Here is a 16,800-nt window from a genome sequence, read left to right as displayed (position 1 = left end):
TGCTAATTGAAATTACTGAAAATATAAACCCCAATGTTTAATAAAATCTTCTCATTTGTCATCCTGGCGCTGTTTGCGGTGGGTTGCGCCCAAAACCCCGAAACTTCTAAAAAGGAGTTTAATGTAGAATATGAAAAGTTTGTTCTCGACAATGGACTCGAAGTAATCTTCCATATTGATCCTTCTGATCCAGTCGTTGCAGTTTCCCTAACTGCACATGTAGGATCGGCAAGAGAAAAAGAGGGAAGAACTGGCTTCGCACATCTTTTCGAACACTTATTATTCCTTGAGTCTGAAAACCTCGGTAAGGGTGGTTTGGATAAAATGACAGCCCGAATCGGTGGTTCTGGTGCCAATGGTTCAACTAGTCGTGATAGAACGAATTACCTGCAAACTGTACCAAATGATGCTTTGGAGAAAATGATCTGGGCCGAAGCTGACAAGCTAGGTTGGTTTATCAATACGGTAACTGATCCTGTTTTGGCCAAGGAAAAGCAGGTAGTGAAAAATGAAAAACGTCAAGGTGTCGACAATCAGCCCTATGGACATACTTCTTATGTGATTGATAAAAACCTTTATCCTGCTGACCATCCTTACAATTGGCAAGTAATAGGTTCTCTGGAGGATCTTCAAAATGCCACCCTTGCTGATGTCAAGGAGTTTTTCAGACGTTGGTATGTGCCAAATAATGTTACCCTCACCCTTGTTGGTGACTTCGATCCAAAACAAGCTAAGGAATGGGTGAAAAAGTATTTTGATGAAATACCTAAAGGAGAACCTATAGAATCCGTCACTCCTAGACCTGGTAAAATTGAAACAAGTAAGAAGCTATATTTCGAAGATAATTTCGCGAGGCTTCCCGAACTGACAATGACCTGGCCTACAGTGGAGCAGTATCACCCTGATTCCTATGCACTGGATGTGCTTAGCGAATATCTTTCCAGCGGAAAGCAAGCTCCGTTAAACGTTGTCTTGGTTGATAACAAAAAGCTCACTTCAAATGTGAGAATGTATAACAGAACCTCTGAATTGGCAGGTCAAGCGCAATTATCCATCCGTGCTTTTGCAGATAAAGACCTTGATGAGGTAGCTGTAGCACTCGAAGAGGCATTTGCTAAATTTGAGAAAGAAGGAATTTCCGAAAAAGACCTGGCTCGTATTAAGGCAGGTCAAGAGACCAATTTTTACAATGCACTTTCCAGTGTGTTAGGAAAAGGAGTGCAGCTAACTCAGTATAACATCTTCGCCAACAATCCCGGCTTTATCAACGAGGATATACAAAATGTTTTGGCTGTCAGCACAGAGGATGTAATGCGTGTCTATAACCAATACATCAAGGGCAAGAATTACATAGCAACGAGTTTTGTACCTAAGGAAAACCTGATTGCTGCTTTGGAAGGATCAGAAAAAGCGGAAGTCGTGGAAGAGAAAATCATTCAAGGCGCTGAAGAAAGTTTTGATGCTTCAATACAGGCCAGTTATGAAAAAGCTCCTTCAAGCTTTGACCGTTCGGTGGAACCTCCATATGGAAAAGCTCCTGAAGTAAAAATACCAGCAGTATGGGAGGAGTCACTTGCTAATGGGTTGAAAGTTTATGGGATTGAAAATCATGAAGTGCCTCTCGTTCAATTCAACTTGGTGATTGATGGTGGCCAGCTTCTGGATGATCCCAAAAAAGTAGGTGTTGCCAATCTTTTGGCGCAGCTCATGACCAAAGGCACAAAAAGTAAAACTACTGCTGAACTGGAAGATGCAATTGAGCAACTGGGAGCTTCTGTGAATGTATATGCCACTACGGAGAGCACTACCATTTCTGTAAATACCTTGAGCAGAAATTACGATGAAGTAATGACTCTGGTAAAAGAAATCATCCTAGAACCACGCTGGGACACAGCTGAGTTTGAATTAGCGAAGCAATCTACTATTAGCCGAATTCGTCAATTGGCAGCCAGTCCTAACATGGTCGCACAAAATGAGTTCAACAAGCTGATCTACGGAGAAGGAAATATCCGATCTCAGAACATCTTGGGAAATATTAAGGCTGTGGAAGCTATTTCTATAGATGATCTGAGAACTTATTATGAAAAATTCATTTCCCCATCAGTTACTCGTATGCATGTAGTCGGTGATTTAGGGAAAATAAATATTCTTGCCTCTTTGCAGAATCTGACCACTGCCTGGGAAAGTAAGGAAGTGAATATTCCTGCTTTCGACGCTCCGTCAAGACCAGAAACAGCTCAGGTTTACTTTTACGATATCCCAGATTCTAAGCAGTCTATGCTGCAATTTGGATATCCTGCACTCGCTTCTACCGATCCTGACTTTTATTCAGCAGAAGTGATGAATTACATACTGGGAGGAGGAGGCTTTGCTTCTCGACTTACTCAGGAGCTACGTGAAGGCAAGGGATATACTTATGGAATTAGATCATCTTTTTCTGGTGGAAAAGTAGCAGGCCCATTTAGCATCAGCAGTGGCGTTCGAAGTAATGTCACCTATGAATCTGCTCAGCTGGTTAAGGATATTCTAATTGACTACGCCTCAACCTACACTGCGGAAGATCTGAAAACTACTCAGAGCTTTATGATCAAAAGCAATGCACGGGCTTTCGAAACAGCTAGCGCCAAGCTCAAAATGCTAGAAAACATCAGTGAATATGGCTGGGAGGCTGATTATGTCAAGGGTAGAGAGAAAATTGTGAATGAGATGACCGTAGAGCGTATTCAAGAATTAGCAGGTGCTTATTTGGATCCAAATACGATGATTTGGTTAGTAGTAGGTGACGCTAAAACCCAGATGAAAGGACTCGAAAAACTCGGATTTGGAAAACCAATTCTTGTCAATCAAGAGAAAATCTCAATGGAGGTAGATCGGTAGGCATTGCTTGTTGGTTTCATCTCGTTCAGATAGCCATATGTTTACTTTATTTAGTACTAGAAATCGCTCGTTGATCAACCCGACGAGCGATTTTTTTGTGCTATTTTTTTTGAAGTAAAGTTGAGAATCCCTAGATAGTTATTGGCAGTAGATAAAATACTGATCGTGCCGTTGGCACTCAAAAGTGATCAGTTCCATGTATTAACCCTGAATAAATCGAAGCGAAATTCAGGGTTACCTAGATATAAATGTACCTGAGTGCCAACAGCACGAACAATTTAAAGACGATCAAATTCGTATCCGCTGTTTATACTAACGAGGCCTTAGAAATCAAAAAAAAAAACGCCCATTGAACAACCCAGAATTCTACTATGGGTCATTACAGGCCTTGCTCTTGGCAAGAAACTCTAGAATTCTATAGGATAATTGTGCCAAAGGCACAACCAATACTAACCCTGAATACAGCGAAGCGAAATTCAGGGTTACCTAAATATGAATGTATCTGAGTGCCAACAGCACGAACAGTTTAAAGACGATCAAATTCTTATCCGCTGTTTGTACTAACGAGGCCTTTGAAATCAAAAAAAAATCGCCCATTGAACAACCCAGAATTCTACTATGGGTCATTACAGGCCTTGCTCTTGGCAAGGAACTCTAGAATTTTATAGGATAAATGTGCCAAAGGCACAACCAATACTAACCCTGAATACAGCGAAGCGAAATTCAGGGTTGCTTAAAAATAAACACCCCAGAGTGCCAACGGCACGAGCAGTAAAAATTTGAATAGCGCAAATACTAATTCATCTCAGAAAGGAGAAAAATTCCTTTACCTGTTCTTGACTACCTTCTTTCTGAAAACAAAAAAAATCGCCCGTTGAACAGTCCAACGAGCGATTTATAAAAACCAAATAAGAAATTGTGCCAAAGGCTGAACCAGAAATCGTGGTTCAATAATTTCAAATTTTAAACTTCAAGTTTTAAATTTTCTTAGCTTCTCCAGCCAACTCCTCATTTTCATCCGTCAATCCAGCTTCAATAAAGGAATCAATATCAGAATTTCTCTCCTGACCATTGTTCAGCAATACTCCTAAAGCGATCATCACACCAATTCGAGTCCCTACTTTCTTAGCGGCAGTATTAAATAAAGGCGCTATTTCCTCATAGCTTACCTCTTCAGCTAATTTTGCGATTTCTGCTCTTGCGGCTGCCAATTTATCACCGGATAGGTTGGTGTATTTCTTAGCGATCTTCTGAATTTCATTTAGTGCCGAACGCTGTCCCTGTGGTTGTCCACCGCCTTGATTTGACTGCTTAGCCGGCTGAGAGTTTTGTGCAGCAGGAGCAGGTTGCTGCTTGGCCCAAGAATCACGCAAACCTACCGTCTTATTAAAGACAAGCTTATCAGCGGAGGAATCGGTATCCAAAGTGAAGTAACCCAAACGCTGAAACTGGAATTTATCATCCATCGTAGCCTTTTTAAGGTAAGGCTCCAAAAAGGCTTCCTTGATGACTTTAAGTGAATCAGGATTCACAAATTCCATGAAGTTTTTGTCCTCATGACTGTCTGGCGCTTCGTCCAAGAAAAGTCTGTCATACTCCCGAACTTCCGCTTTGATCGCATGCTGAATGGAAACCCAATGAAGTGTTCCTTTTACTTTTCTCGTGCTGGCTTCTGTTCCACTACCAGACCTTGAGTCCAAGTCAGCAGTACAGTGAATCTCCGTAATATTTCCATGAGCATCCTTCACCACAGATTCTCCTTTGATGATATAGGCACTTTTCAATCGAACCTCATTTCCTAAAGTCAATCTGAAAAACTTGTTTCCAGCCTCCTCTTTGAAGTCTTCTCTTTCAATATATAGTTCTCCAGAAAATGGCAAATCATGAGTCCCCGAATTCGGATCCTCAGGATTATTCTCAGCAGAAAGTATTTCAGATTTACCAGTAGGGTAGTTGGTAATCACCAATTTCACTGGATCCAGCACCGCCATTACACGGGTAGCTGTTTTATTCAAATCCTCACGGATACAATATTCCAATAGGGAAACGTCCGTCACTGAATCACGCTTGGAGATCCCGGAGAGATCCGAGAATTTACGGATAGAATCTGGCGTATAGCCTCTTCTTCTCAAGCCTGAAATCGTAGGCATTCGTGGATCATCCCAACCTGTTACGGTATTATTCTGCACCAGTTCAAGAAGCTTTCGCTTACTCATTACGGTGTACGAGAGATTTCTACGTGCAAACTCCCGCTGCTTAGGTCTAAGTTTAGCTGGATCATAGATTTGATCTAGGAACCAATCGTATAATTCCCGGTGCATTTTGAACTCCAACGTACACAGCGAGTGGGAAATCTGCTCTAGGTAATCAGACTCTCCATGAGTCCAGTCATACATAGGGTAGATACACCAGTCGTTTCCGGTTCGGTGGTGAGCCTTTTTCACTATTCTATATAAAATAGGATCACGCATCAACATATTTGGCGAAGCCATATCGATCTTGGCACGAAGCACATAGCTTCCCTGCTCAAATTCTCCAGCTTTCATCCGCTCAAACAATTCTAGATTTTCTTCTACTGAGCGATCACGGTTCGGGCCAGCAACTCCAGGAGTTGAAGGAGTACCTTTTTGTGTAGCCATAGCCTCCGCAGATTGATTATCTACATAAGCTTTGTCTTCTTTGATCAGTTGAACGGCCCAGTCATATAGCTGCTGGAAATAGTCAGAAGAATAACATTCCGTAGCCCATTGAAAGCCCAGCCATTGTATATCATGCTTGATGGCATCCACGTATTCCTGCTCTTCCTTGCTAGGATTGGTATCATCAAATCGAAGATTGACAGGAGCGTTATGCTGCTCGCCTAAGCCAAAATTCAGGCAAATAGAAGCGGCATGGCCAATATGTAAATAACCATTTGGCTCTGGTGGAAATCTGAACCGAAGTTTATTCGGGTCAAACCCTGCGGCCAAATCGTCTGCAATGATTTGTTCAATAAAATTAAGTGATGCGGATTCTTCAGTCATAGATCAAAATTGAAAATCAAAATTAAGGCAAATGGATGTATTTGCAACTGAAAAGGGAAATTGGTTGGGTAGGGATTGCAAGATTGGAAAATTGGAAGATTAGAAAATCGATTCCCTTTGGTCATAGGCTTTCCCTCGCAGTGACGAACGCCTCAAAGCACAGCAAGTTGAAAACTGAGGTTCCGATTAGAGAAAATAAGAATTGGCGAACATGACTGCGTACCTATTTTTAAACTTATTTACATAATTTGAGTGCTAAACAAAACCTTAGCTAAAAACCCTAATTCTATGAACTTAACGATTTGCCATAATACCGTGGAATTAGGAGAACAAGCCTCCAACGCAGGAGCTACCTTAATCCGGGAGGCGATCCAAAAACAAGGCTTTGCCAATATAATCTTAGCAACTGGCACCAGCCAATTTGAAACCTTACAGCAGCTTCTTGCTGAAAAAGACATCGACTGGTCCAAAGTGACTGTATTCCATTTGGATGAATATCTAGGCTTACCGATTACTCATCCAGCAAGCTTTAGAAAATATTTACTGGAACGTTTCTTTACACATTTACCTCAATTGAAAAGTTACTTTTTAATCAATGGGGAAGTCGATCCAGCTGAAGAATGTGCACGCCTAGGTGAATTGATAAGCAAACATCCCATCGATGTGGCTTTTGTGGGAATTGGTGAAAATGGACACCTAGCATTCAATGATCCTCCTGCAGATTTTGAAATTGAACAACCCTATATAGTGGTGGATCTAGATCATGCTTGTAGGATGCAGCAATTTGGAGAAGGCTGGTTTCCCAATTTAGAGGCTGTTCCGCAACAGGCTATCAGCATGTCTATTCGACAGATTATGAAATCAAAAGCCATTATTTGCTCCGTTCCCGATAGTCGAAAAGCATTGGCAATTAAAAATTGCATAGAGGGTGCAATCAACGCAAATCATCCAGCTTCCATCCTCCAAAGTCATCCAGCATACCATTTGTTTTTAGATGAAGGTTCCTCGTCACTACTTTCCGTTCATTGATCGGAAAAGCCTTGTATTACTGAGGAAATATTTTGTATTTATAGAGATACTCAATTGAACATTTTGAGTTCACCATTCTTTATAAACAGCCCAAAATGCTATGCCTTCAAAAAAAATGGCAGTAAAAGCGGAATCATTAAGTCAAAAAGATACTTGGATCTCCATAGCAATCATCGGAGTCCTTTTTTTTGTCTTTGGCTTCGTATCCTGGATCAATGCCATCCTGATTCCCTACTTCAAAATAGCTTTCACACTCAGCAATTTTGATTCATACCTCGTTGCTTTCGCATTTTACATTTCTTATTTGGTGATGTCCATTCCATCTTCCTACCTACTCAAAGCAGTTGGGTTTAAAAAGGGGATGATGTTTGGCTTTTTCATCATGGCTGTAGGCGCCTACATCTTTATTCCGGCGGCTATGGGAAGAACCTACGAAGTGTTTTTGCTGGGGCTTTTCACATTAGGTACAGGTCTAGCTGTGCTTCAAACTGCCGCAAATCCATACGTAACAATTTTGGGACCCAAAGATAAAGCTGTTCAGAGGATCAGTATCATGGGGATATTCAATAAAGGGGCTGGAATTCTGGCTCCCATCATCTTTGCCGCGGTGGTTCTCAGAGTAGGGGATACCGAGCTTTTCCAACAGTTGGAAACCATGGGCGAACTCGAAAAAAATGCCGTTTTGGATGAGTTGATCCAACGCGTAATTATTCCATATGCTGTTGTGGGAACAGTGTTGGTAGGGTTGGGGATTCTGGTGCGTTTTTCACCACTTCCTGAGATCGATACAGAGCATGAGAGTGCAGAGCTTGCCGAAGCCAATTCCAGCAAAACCTCCATCTTACAATTCCCTCATTTGATTTTAGGCGCTCTGGCTATTTTCCTTCATGTAGGCACTCAGGTGATTGCAATCGACACAGTGATTGGCTATGCCAACTCTTATGGAATCGGATTAATGGAAGCCAAAGTCTTTCCATCTTTTACCCTTGCGTTCACTATTATCGGATACCTGATCGGAATTTCTCTGATTCCAAAAGTGATTACTCAGGTTAATATCCTTAGAATATGCACGCTTTTAGGTACGACTTTCACACTCTTGATCTTATTCACTTCGGGCGATGTTACGCTTTTTGGTATTACTACAGATGTTTCCATCTGGTTTGTAGTGCTGCTTGGCTTGGCGAATTCGCTGGTTTGGGCAGGAATCTGGCCATTGGCGCTGGATGGTCTTGGTCGCTTCACCAAACTCGGAGCGTCCATCATGATCATGGGACTTTGTGGCAATGCAATTATGCCTTTGATCTATGGATATCTAGCTGATTTGTACGATGTACGCTTCGCCTATTGGGTTCTTTTCCCTTGTTACCTCTACTTGGTTTATTATGCGGTATATGGACATAAGGTCAGAAAATGGGCTTTCGCAAAATAAATTCATGCATGAATCAAGCTAATCACCTCCTCCAAATTATTCTCCAAGAGAGATTTCAACTAATTAACATCGAGTTGGCTGCTAAAACAATTATTATCAAATGAACATTCAAGGCAACTCATACCGAGATGGCTCAGCTATCGATATTTCTTTTTCCGAAGGAATCATTGACAGTATCTCAGAAACTCAGACACCTTTAGATGAAAACCTGATACTAGGACCAGGCTTTACTGATATTCAAGTCAATGGGTATGGAGGAATCGATTACAATGAGATTCAATCAGATCCTATGAATCTTGCTGGCATTTCCAGACTTTTATATCAGGAGGGAGTAACCACACATTTTCCCACAATCATTACCAACGATCCTGATCAGATCAGTCGGCTGATACTTCAGATAGTTTCCCTTCGGAAATCCGATGAATTGTCCAGAATGAGTATAGAAGGCTTACATATTGAAGGACCCTTTATTTCTCCGATGGATGGTCCAAGAGGTGCGCATCCCAAGGAATTTATCATTGCACCGGACTGGAGCATGGTTCAAAAATGGCAGCTTGAAGCCAAAGGGTTGATTAAAATGATCACTCTTTCAGCAGAATGGGAAAATGCCGTTTCCTTTATCGAAAGGTGTGTGGATCATGGGATTCTCGTTTCTATCGGTCATACCAATGCGACACACCAGCAAATCTTGGATGCTGTCAACGCAGGTTCTAGGCTATCAACCCATCTTGGAAATGGAATGCACACAAACATAGCCCGCCATCCCAATTACCTCTGGTCACAATTGTCTCAGGATGATCTGAGTGCATCCATTATAGCTGATGGATTTCACCTTCCGGCGGAAGTCATTCAGGTTTTTCATAAAGTGAAAAAAGAAAATCTCTTACTAGTTAGTGACTCCGTTTCACTGTCAGGAATGCCTGCAGGGGATTATAAACTGCATATCGGTGGAGAAGTCACGTTGACTGCAGAAGGCAAACTGCACCTCAAATCCAATCCTTCCATCCTCGCCGGTTCGGCTTCCAATATCCGTAGCGGTGTTTCTTTCCTGATCAAAAATAAGCTTGCATCCCTAGCAGAAGCTTGGGAAATGGCTTCTGTCCGTCCCGAAAAACTAGTCAACCCTGGTCATATCCTATTCAAAGAAGGAGCTATTGCCGATTTGATCTTGTGTAGAAAGCATGAAGAGGGTAAGCTCGAAGTTCTCAAAACAATCAAACATGGGCGAGAAGTATTTTCCTCCTGATTAAGCCCAAATCATTAGCCCAAAAAACCAAAACCTATGCAAAAGACTCTAAAACGAAGAAATTTCCTCAAAACCGTAGCTACTGGAAGTCTAGGTTTGGGAGTGATGAGTTCGGCGCACTCATTCAATATTTTGTCCCAATATCCCGTTCAGGACAAGGTTCGCGTAGCAATTATGGGTGTGAATGGACGAGGTTCCCAGCATCTGCAGGCTTTTGCCAAGGTTCCAAATGCAGAAATCTCCTACCTATGTGATGTAGATTCCAGAGCGGTTACCAATGGTTTGGCATTGGCTGAAAAATCTGGCGTAAAGAACAAGCCTCAGGGAATTTCTGATTTCCGAAGGGCGCTGGATGATAAAAATGTAGATGCAGTATCTATCGCTTTGCCAGATCACTGGCATACTCCTATGGCCTTGATGGCTTTGCAAGCCGGGAAACATGTGTATGTGGAAAAGCCGGGAAGTCATAATCCGGCAGAGGGGGAGTTGCTTTCAAAGGCAACTTCTGAATATGGAAAAATTGTCCAAATGGGCAATCAGCGAAGATCCTGGCCTAGAGTGCAGGAAGCCATCGCTGAGCTTCATGGTGGAGTAATCGGCAATGCATATTATGCCCGTGCCTGGTACACCAATTCCCGTCAAACAATTGGTTATGGTAATGAAGTACCTATTCCTGAATGGTTGGACTTCGAGCTTTGGCAGGGCCCAGCTCCGAGAGCAGCTTACAAAGACAATCTGATACATTACAACTGGCACTGGTTCTGGAACTGGGGCACAGGAGAAATCGTCAATAATGGGGTTCACTTTCTCGATTTGGCTCGCTGGGGATTGAATGTAAACTATGCAAAAAAGGCCTATTCAAGCGGTGGTCGCTATCACTTCAAGGACGATTGGCAGACTCCAGATACGCAGATTGCTTCTTTTGATTTCGAAGACAACAAAAGCATTCTTTGGGAAGGAAGAAGTTGCAACCGCAGAGGAATCAACGATATGGGTTCAGGCGTTTCCTTTCATGGGGAAAATGGTACACTGGAATTACTGGATAATTCCTATAAAATCTACGATAACGCAAACAAACTCATAAAAAGCGCTGAGCCCACAAGCAATACAGTGGTGGATCAGAGGGGTGCTGGATTTGATATGGATATTGCGCATTTCACGAATTTCACCAATGCCATTAGCAAAGGAGAGAAACAAATCTCTCCGTATCAGGAAATTGTAAAAAGTGTCATGCTGTGCCACTTGGGTAATATTTCGTACAGAACAGGAAGAGCATTGGAGATTGACCAAAGTTCAGGAAGGATCTTAAATGATAAAAAAGCGATGAAGCTCTGGGGAAGAGAATATGAAAAAAGTTGGGAACCTAAACTATAATCCTAATGGCTTTGACTCTAACCACTAACTCTAAACGACTAGTATCTATTGATGCATTGAGAGGTTTTGACATGTTAATGATATGTGGAGCAGATGCTTTTTTTAGCAGCCTTGAAGGAAAGACAACATGGGGTTGGTTGAATGGACTGGCTCTGCAATTTGAACATCCGGAGTGGGTTGGCTTTACCTTTTACGACTTTATCTTTCCGCTCTTTCTTTTTATTTCGGGAGTATCTATTCCTTTTTCATTAAGCAAAGCACAGGAGCTTCATATTTCTAAAAAAGAGATTTATAGAAAATCCTTTATCAGAATGCTCATTTTGATAGGTTTTGGTTTGCTAGTAAAAAATGCACCGTTTCCCTTCTTTGACTGGGAACAAATACGGCTGGGATCTGTACTTGGAAGAATAGGAATAGCAGGATTTATCACTACGCTGCTTTGCCTCAATTTTGACTCGAAAAAACGTCTAGTCGTCGTAGGAGGCATTTTGCTGCTCTATTATGCGGCAGTTTTCTTGATTCCTGTTCCAGGTTTCGGAGCTGGAGACCTGAGTTTTGAAGGGAATTTTGTTGGATGGTTTGATAGATCTTTCCTTCCTGGTAGGTTACTTCAAGGACAATACGATGAATTGGGAATCCTGACTACTTTTCCAGCAATCTGTCTCACGATTTTGGGAGCTTTTGGAGGGGAGATTCTGAAAAAGGATAGCCTTTCTCAATACCAAAAACTCAAACAAATCCTGCTTACCAGTTTGATTTGTATGGTCATTGCGTTGGTATGGAGCCTACATTTTCCGATTTTCAAGCGCTTGTGGACCAGTTCATTTATACTCTTGACTTCAGGAATGTCCTTTCTTTTCCTCGGCATATTCTACTGGATCATCGATATCCTCAAATTCCAAAAATGGTCTTTCTTCTTTGTGGTTATAGGGATGAATAGTTTGACGATCTACTTGATTTACCGTTTTGTCAATTTCAGATATACCTCCAGACTACTTTTTGAAGGGCTTTATAAACCCTTAGGCGAAAACTGGCAACCAGTTATGGAAAGCCTCGGTTCATTGCTCTTGGTTTGGCTGTTTCTGTATTTCCTTTATCGCAAGAAAATTTTCTTTAAGGTGTAGCCAGCTTATCGGTTTTCAGTTCCGATGCTAGTTTGAGTCCAAAACCAGTTTAAACATCACAATTCAAAGAGTTTTATGAAAAATAGCAGAAGATCTTTTATCAAAAAATCTAGCAAATTGGCAACAGCCGCAGGTCTCAGTACTTTGCCCTTTTCTCTTTTTGCAAATTCTGCAGCAGATTCAATAAGAATTGGAATTATAGGCCTGGATACTTCGCATTCCCCGGCATTTGCAAAGCTTTTCAATGCAGAAAACCCAAAGCCGGAATTGGCTGGCTTCAAAGTAACGGCGGCTTATCCTTATGGTAGTAGGGACATTAAATCCTCAGCAGATAGGATTCCGGATTACATCAAGCAAGTCCAAGAATTGGGCGTAGAGATCACAGATTCTATCGAAGCTTTACTCGAAAAAGTTGATGTGGTACTTTTGGAAACCAATGATGGAAAGCCAAGACTAGCTCAGGCTAGAAAGGTAATTCAGGCAAAAAAGCCATTTTTCATTGACAAGCCTGTGGCATCGAGTTTTGCAGACATCCAATTGATCTATCAGGAAGCTGAAAGTAATCAAGTACCTATTTTCTCCGCTTCCTCGCTGAGATACATGAGCAATGCTCAAGCCGTACGCCATGAGGGAAAAATAGGAAAGGTTCTCGGTTGTGATGCTTTCAGTCCTGCCAAAATAGAAGCGGGACACCCAGATTTATTTTGGTACGGAATCCATGGAGTAGAAATCCTTTTTACGGTGATGGGACCTGGATGCGAGTCAGTGAGCCGTACACATACAGCGGATACTGATGTAGTAACAGGGAAGTGGAAAGATGGGAGAATAGGCACTTTTAGAGGTACCAGAACGGGTAAACACGAATATGGAGGAACTGCTTTTGGCTCTGAAGGAAACTTGGTTTTGGGAAATTATGAGGGCTATGAACCCTTGGCCGAAAAAATTGCTGAATTCTTTAAATCTGGCGTATCACCCGTGGATCCGGCGGAGACTTTAGAAATCTATGCCTTTATGGAAGCTGCCGATGAAAGCAAAAGAAGGGGAGGAGTGGCTGTTGCAGTAGGATTGGAAAAATAAGTAAGGAGAATAAGAGAATAGAGATTGGGAGATTAAGAGAATGTTGCATGTCGAACATTGAACTACGAAGTATATTGAATCCATGATGATTTGAACAAGGCATCCCATATCAAAAATGCCGTAAATCGTGCTTCGTAAATCTCAAATGAAATACAAATACGACTCTCACGTCTCCGTAAGGCATAGGCTTTGTCTACTAGAAGCCAAAAAGAAAAAATATGGCCCTTATAGGAAAGCTTGTAAAAGCCGGTATAGACATCACAGCGAAATTTCAATCTGTAGAAGATAACCCACAAATCTCTCAGGAAAACCAGCTTAGAGAACTTTTAAACCAAGCCAAAAACACGGCTTTCGGGAAGTACCATGGTTTTGAAGAGATTCTGAAATCTGATGACCTGATCGCATCCTATAGAAATGAGGTTCCTATTTTCAATTACGAGCAAATGCATGAGCAGTGGTGGTCAAGGCAGGAGAGATTTGAGGACATTACGTGGCCTGGGAAACCTCATTTCTTTGCCAGAAGCAGCGGAACCACAGGCAAAAGCAGCAAGAGAATTCCAATTACCAAGGAGTTTATGGCAACCATGCAATCGGTGGGTACATCCATGATTAATTCCCTTCATGAGTTCAATTTTCCTGAAACACTTTTTGAATCAGAGGTATTAATGCTAAGCAGTTCCTCCAGTTTGGATCAAAACGAGCAAGGCTTTCAAGAAGGAGAGATATCAGGAATCAATGTGAGTAATTTCCCCGATTGGTACGACATCTTCTACAGACCGGGAAAGGAAATAGCAGCCATCAGAGACTGGGACGAGCGGGTGGAAGCCATAGCCGAACAGGCACCAGAATGGAATATAGGGGCCATAGCCGGAATCCCTTCTTGGGTACTTCTCATGCTTCAGCGGATTATTAAGCGACATCAATTGAACGATATTCATGAAATCTGGCCAAACTTTCAGGTCTTTGCTTCAGGAGGAGTAACCTTCGAAACCTACCGTGAAGATTTCGAAGCACTTTGCAAAACACCCATCACCATTTTGGATACCTACCTGGCTTCAGAAGGTTTTATAGCATACAGCAGTAAACCTGAAACTATGGCTATGAAACTGGCTTTGAACCACGGTTACTTTTTCGAGTTTATTCCCTTCGATGAGCGTGGGATTAATGAGTCCGGAGACCTGCTCAGCGAGCCACTCATATTGGGTATAAATGAGGTGGAAGTAGGGCAGGAGTATGTGCTTTTACTGAGTTCATGTGCAGGAGCTTGGCGCTACGCTATCGGTGATGTGATCCGGTTTGAATCCCTGGATCCTCCTCAGATAAAGATTACCGGACGAACCAAATTCTTCCTAAATGTGGTTGGTTCTCAACTTTCGGAGGAGAAAATGGATAAAGCTATCCTGGAGTTAGCTGAGCATTTCAAAACCACGATTAATGAATATATGGTGGCTGCGGTGAAAAATGAACATGGCGATTACATTCATCAATGGGTGCTAGTATCTGATGTGAAATCTGATGGATTGGCTGAAAAACTGGATGATTTACTTAAATCAGCGAATAAGAATTATGCGGTGGCAAGGTCCAAAGCACTAAAGGGTATTTCAGTAAAAGTGATCTCTAAGGACTTGTACACAGCTTTTCTGGCTCATACAAATAAAAAAGGAGGACAGACCAAAACGCCCAAAGTGATGAAGGATGAAAAAATGAAAATGCTTCTTGAATTTATATCTCAACCTTAGGAAGTACAGGAGCTATTCCATCTGGGCAGAGTTCAGCGCCACGAATAGACATGTAATACTTACTGATTTGACTTTGATAAGCAGGGGAAATAAAGTCGTTTTCCAATAGATATTTTTTGGCCACTATAATTTCAGCCCTGAAGCCATGTCTTATAGCAATGCTATCCGCTTCATGTTCGCGCTCCCGTTTGTACTGATCAAAGAGAGAGTAGCGAATTCCGTAAAGGATCATTCCTGCATTTGAATGGTTTTCGTAGTCAACCATATGCCCTAATTCATGGGCAAACCATCCTTTCAAAACTTCCTCAGGCAAATCTCCCACTATTAAATCTCCAGAGTCTAATACCTTTTCAGAGAGGCTCAATCTATACCCTCGCTTACGCCCAAATACATGCTGAAGATCAATCACCGGCTGAGCTTGCATAGTTGAGGCACTCAATTGTTTTTGTACTACTTCAAAGCCGTATTTATGCAAAGACTTGTACTGCTGCCATACCTCCAAAAATGCCTTTCTGATATTAGTATTGATTCCCTCAGAAAAGGCTGGTGAGTTGGAAGGTGCAGAAGCTGTATCATCCGACTTGAAGGAAAGAATCACTAGAATGGTAAGAGCCAATACCCCCGAAATAATTTTGTATTTATGTCGCATTGCGCTAGAAAGAGACAAAGAACATACCAGCATTGGGAGATGTGGAGAAAGGGGAATAGAGAGTTATAGATTGGAGATTGAAAATTTCCACATATCTGGGTAAGTTTTTTTAACCGCCCTCGATAGTTATCTTAGCGAAAGGCCGAGGAAAATAGTATTCGGAACTAGAAATTCCTTGGGATGACGCCTTCGAAATCCGAATTGCCGGGCATCACTTGAAATCCAACTCATGTCTTATACCTCTAACCTATTACCTGCAAAATATGTGGGAATGGAGCCAAACGAGGTAAGCCAACGAACTACGAGAAAGCCCACTACTGTGGCAAAAACAACTAACTATGAATGATCAAAATATGAGTGATTTTAAGAAAGTATTAGACAAAGGACCGATGAAATATCTGTTCATTTTCGGTATAGTCGTGATCGTACTTTTCTTCTTCAAACCATGGGTACAAGTGGGAGCAGGACAACGAGGTATTGTGCAGAACTTCGGAGCTGTGCAGGACAAGGTTTTGAGTGAGGGAATTCACTTCAAAATGCCTGTGGTGCAAACTGTAATTCTAATGGACGTGAAAATCCAGAAAGTTTTGACAGATGCTGCTTCTTCCTCTTCAGATCTTCAGGATGTGGATATGTCAGTAGCACTTAACTACCATGTGATACCTGATGCAGCAAATTTGGTGTACCAAACCATTGGATTACAGTTTAAAGAGCGAATCATCGATCCAGCCATCCAAGAAGTGATGAAAGCAGTTTCTGCTAGATATACAGCTGAGGAATTGATTACCAAAAGACCTGCGGTAAGTTCTGAGATGAAGGATGCTCTAAAAGCCAGGTTACTGGAGTCGAACATCGCTGTGGATGCCTTTTCTATTATGGATTTCAGCTTTTCTCAGACCTTTACAGATGCGATTGAAGCCAAGCAAACTGCCGAGCAAAATGCATTGAAAGCAAAGAGAGATTTGGATAGAATCAAAGTAGAAGCTGAACAAACCATCGCTGCGGCTACTGCAGAAGCTGAGGCGTTAAGATTACAGAAGATGAATATTTCGCCAGATTTGATTGAGCTTAGAAAGATCGAAGCCAACCTAAAGGCCATCGAAAAATGGAACGGTATTTTGCCAGAGGTAACTGGTGCCGGCGCTATTCCATTTATTGGAGTAGGTGAAGTAGGGAAGAATTAAGAAGGTGAAAGGTAAATAACCTCCAAGAGGTTTACCTTTTTAAAACTAC

The 16,800-nt window shown here is 41.9% G+C and carries 11 protein-coding genes; 9 read left to right on the top strand and 2 right to left on the bottom strand.

Features of this window, described 5'->3' with window-relative positions; translation table 11 throughout:
• Positions 1-33 precede the first annotated feature (33 nt).
• On the top strand, positions 34-2,877 hold the full coding sequence (locus BM291_RS06605; RefSeq protein ID WP_092895557.1) for a M16 family metallopeptidase: 2,844 nt from the start codon (positions 34-36) through the stop codon (positions 2,875-2,877).
• Between the two features lie 977 nt (positions 2,878-3,854).
• Here BM291_RS06605 and BM291_RS06600 read toward each other — a convergent pair.
• The gene (locus BM291_RS06600; protein ID WP_092895555.1) at positions 3,855-5,900 is read right to left on the bottom strand and encodes a glutamine--tRNA ligase/YqeY domain fusion protein; all 2,046 of its coding nucleotides are present in this window, start codon (positions 5,898-5,900) and stop codon (positions 3,855-3,857) included.
• Between the two features lie 288 nt (positions 5,901-6,188).
• Here BM291_RS06600 and BM291_RS06595 point away from each other — a divergent pair, with 288 nt between their 5' ends.
• The 7 genes from BM291_RS06595 (at position 6,189) to BM291_RS06565 (ending at position 14,918) form a co-directional block, all read left to right on the top strand.
• Positions 6,189-6,929: a glucosamine-6-phosphate deaminase gene (locus BM291_RS06595; protein WP_092895948.1), complete on the top strand. Its 741-nt coding sequence runs from the start codon at positions 6,189-6,191 to the stop codon at positions 6,927-6,929.
• Between the two features lie 100 nt (positions 6,930-7,029).
• Entirely contained in the window at positions 7,030-8,358 is a 1,329-nt protein-coding gene (locus BM291_RS06590; protein ID WP_092895553.1) for a sugar MFS transporter, read from the top strand.
• A gap of 100 nt (positions 8,359-8,458) precedes the next feature.
• Complete coding sequence (locus BM291_RS06585) at positions 8,459-9,604, top strand: N-acetylglucosamine-6-phosphate deacetylase (RefSeq protein WP_092895551.1); 1,146 nt, start codon at positions 8,459-8,461, stop codon at positions 9,602-9,604.
• Between the two features lie 36 nt (positions 9,605-9,640).
• Entirely contained in the window at positions 9,641-10,978 is a 1,338-nt protein-coding gene (locus BM291_RS06580; RefSeq protein WP_092895549.1) for a Gfo/Idh/MocA family protein, read from the top strand.
• Positions 10,979-10,983: 5 nt separating this feature from the next.
• On the top strand, positions 10,984-12,102 hold the full coding sequence (locus BM291_RS06575; RefSeq protein WP_092895547.1) for an acyltransferase family protein: 1,119 nt from the start codon (positions 10,984-10,986) through the stop codon (positions 12,100-12,102).
• Between the two features lie 75 nt (positions 12,103-12,177).
• A complete protein-coding gene (locus tag BM291_RS06570) occupies positions 12,178-13,179 on the top strand; it encodes a Gfo/Idh/MocA family protein (protein ID WP_092895545.1) in 1,002 nt (333 codons plus the stop codon).
• Between the two features lie 218 nt (positions 13,180-13,397).
• Positions 13,398-14,918, top strand: a complete 1,521-nt coding sequence (locus tag BM291_RS06565; RefSeq protein WP_092895543.1) for a GH3 family acyl-acid amido synthetase — start codon at positions 13,398-13,400, stop codon at positions 14,916-14,918.
• Here BM291_RS06565 and BM291_RS06560 read toward each other — a convergent pair.
• Positions 14,902-15,567, bottom strand: coding sequence for a hypothetical protein (locus BM291_RS06560; RefSeq protein ID WP_245786790.1), 666 nt, complete (start codon positions 15,565-15,567; stop codon positions 14,902-14,904). The genes BM291_RS06565 and BM291_RS06560 overlap by 17 nt on opposite strands.
• A gap of 338 nt (positions 15,568-15,905) precedes the next feature.
• Between BM291_RS06560 and BM291_RS06555 the strand changes: the two genes are divergently transcribed.
• Positions 15,906-16,751: a prohibitin family protein gene (locus tag BM291_RS06555; protein ID WP_092895541.1), complete on the top strand. Its 846-nt coding sequence runs from the start codon at positions 15,906-15,908 to the stop codon at positions 16,749-16,751.
• The last annotated feature ends 49 nt before the right edge of the window (positions 16,752-16,800 follow it).

Origin of the sequence: Algoriphagus aquimarinus (assembly GCF_900112005.1) — a bacterium.
Lineage (GTDB): Bacteria > Bacteroidota > Bacteroidia > Cytophagales > Cyclobacteriaceae > Algoriphagus > Algoriphagus aquimarinus.
This window is presented reverse-complemented; position numbering and strand designations above follow the sequence as displayed.

Bases quoted from the DNA above. Each gene is read 5' to 3' on its own strand.
- BM291_RS06605 (WP_092895557.1), top strand. From the start codon at position 34: ATGTTTAATAAAATCTTCTCATTTGTCATCCTGGCGCTGTTTGCGGTG.
- BM291_RS06600 (WP_092895555.1), bottom strand. From the start codon at position 5,900: ATGACTGAAGAATCCGCATCACTTAATTTTATTGAACAAATCATTGCA.
- BM291_RS06595 (WP_092895948.1), top strand. From the start codon at position 6,189: ATGAACTTAACGATTTGCCATAATACCGTGGAATTAGGAGAACAAGCC.
- BM291_RS06590 (WP_092895553.1), top strand. From the start codon at position 7,030: ATGCCTTCAAAAAAAATGGCAGTAAAAGCGGAATCATTAAGTCAAAAA.
- BM291_RS06585 (WP_092895551.1), top strand. From the start codon at position 8,459: ATGAACATTCAAGGCAACTCATACCGAGATGGCTCAGCTATCGATATT.
- BM291_RS06580 (WP_092895549.1), top strand. From the start codon at position 9,641: ATGCAAAAGACTCTAAAACGAAGAAATTTCCTCAAAACCGTAGCTACT.
- BM291_RS06575 (WP_092895547.1), top strand. From the start codon at position 10,984: ATGGCTTTGACTCTAACCACTAACTCTAAACGACTAGTATCTATTGAT.
- BM291_RS06570 (WP_092895545.1), top strand. From the start codon at position 12,178: ATGAAAAATAGCAGAAGATCTTTTATCAAAAAATCTAGCAAATTGGCA.
- BM291_RS06565 (WP_092895543.1), top strand. From the start codon at position 13,398: ATGGCCCTTATAGGAAAGCTTGTAAAAGCCGGTATAGACATCACAGCG.
- BM291_RS06560 (WP_245786790.1), bottom strand. From the start codon at position 15,567: ATGCGACATAAATACAAAATTATTTCGGGGGTATTGGCTCTTACCATT.
- BM291_RS06555 (WP_092895541.1), top strand. From the start codon at position 15,906: ATGAATGATCAAAATATGAGTGATTTTAAGAAAGTATTAGACAAAGGA.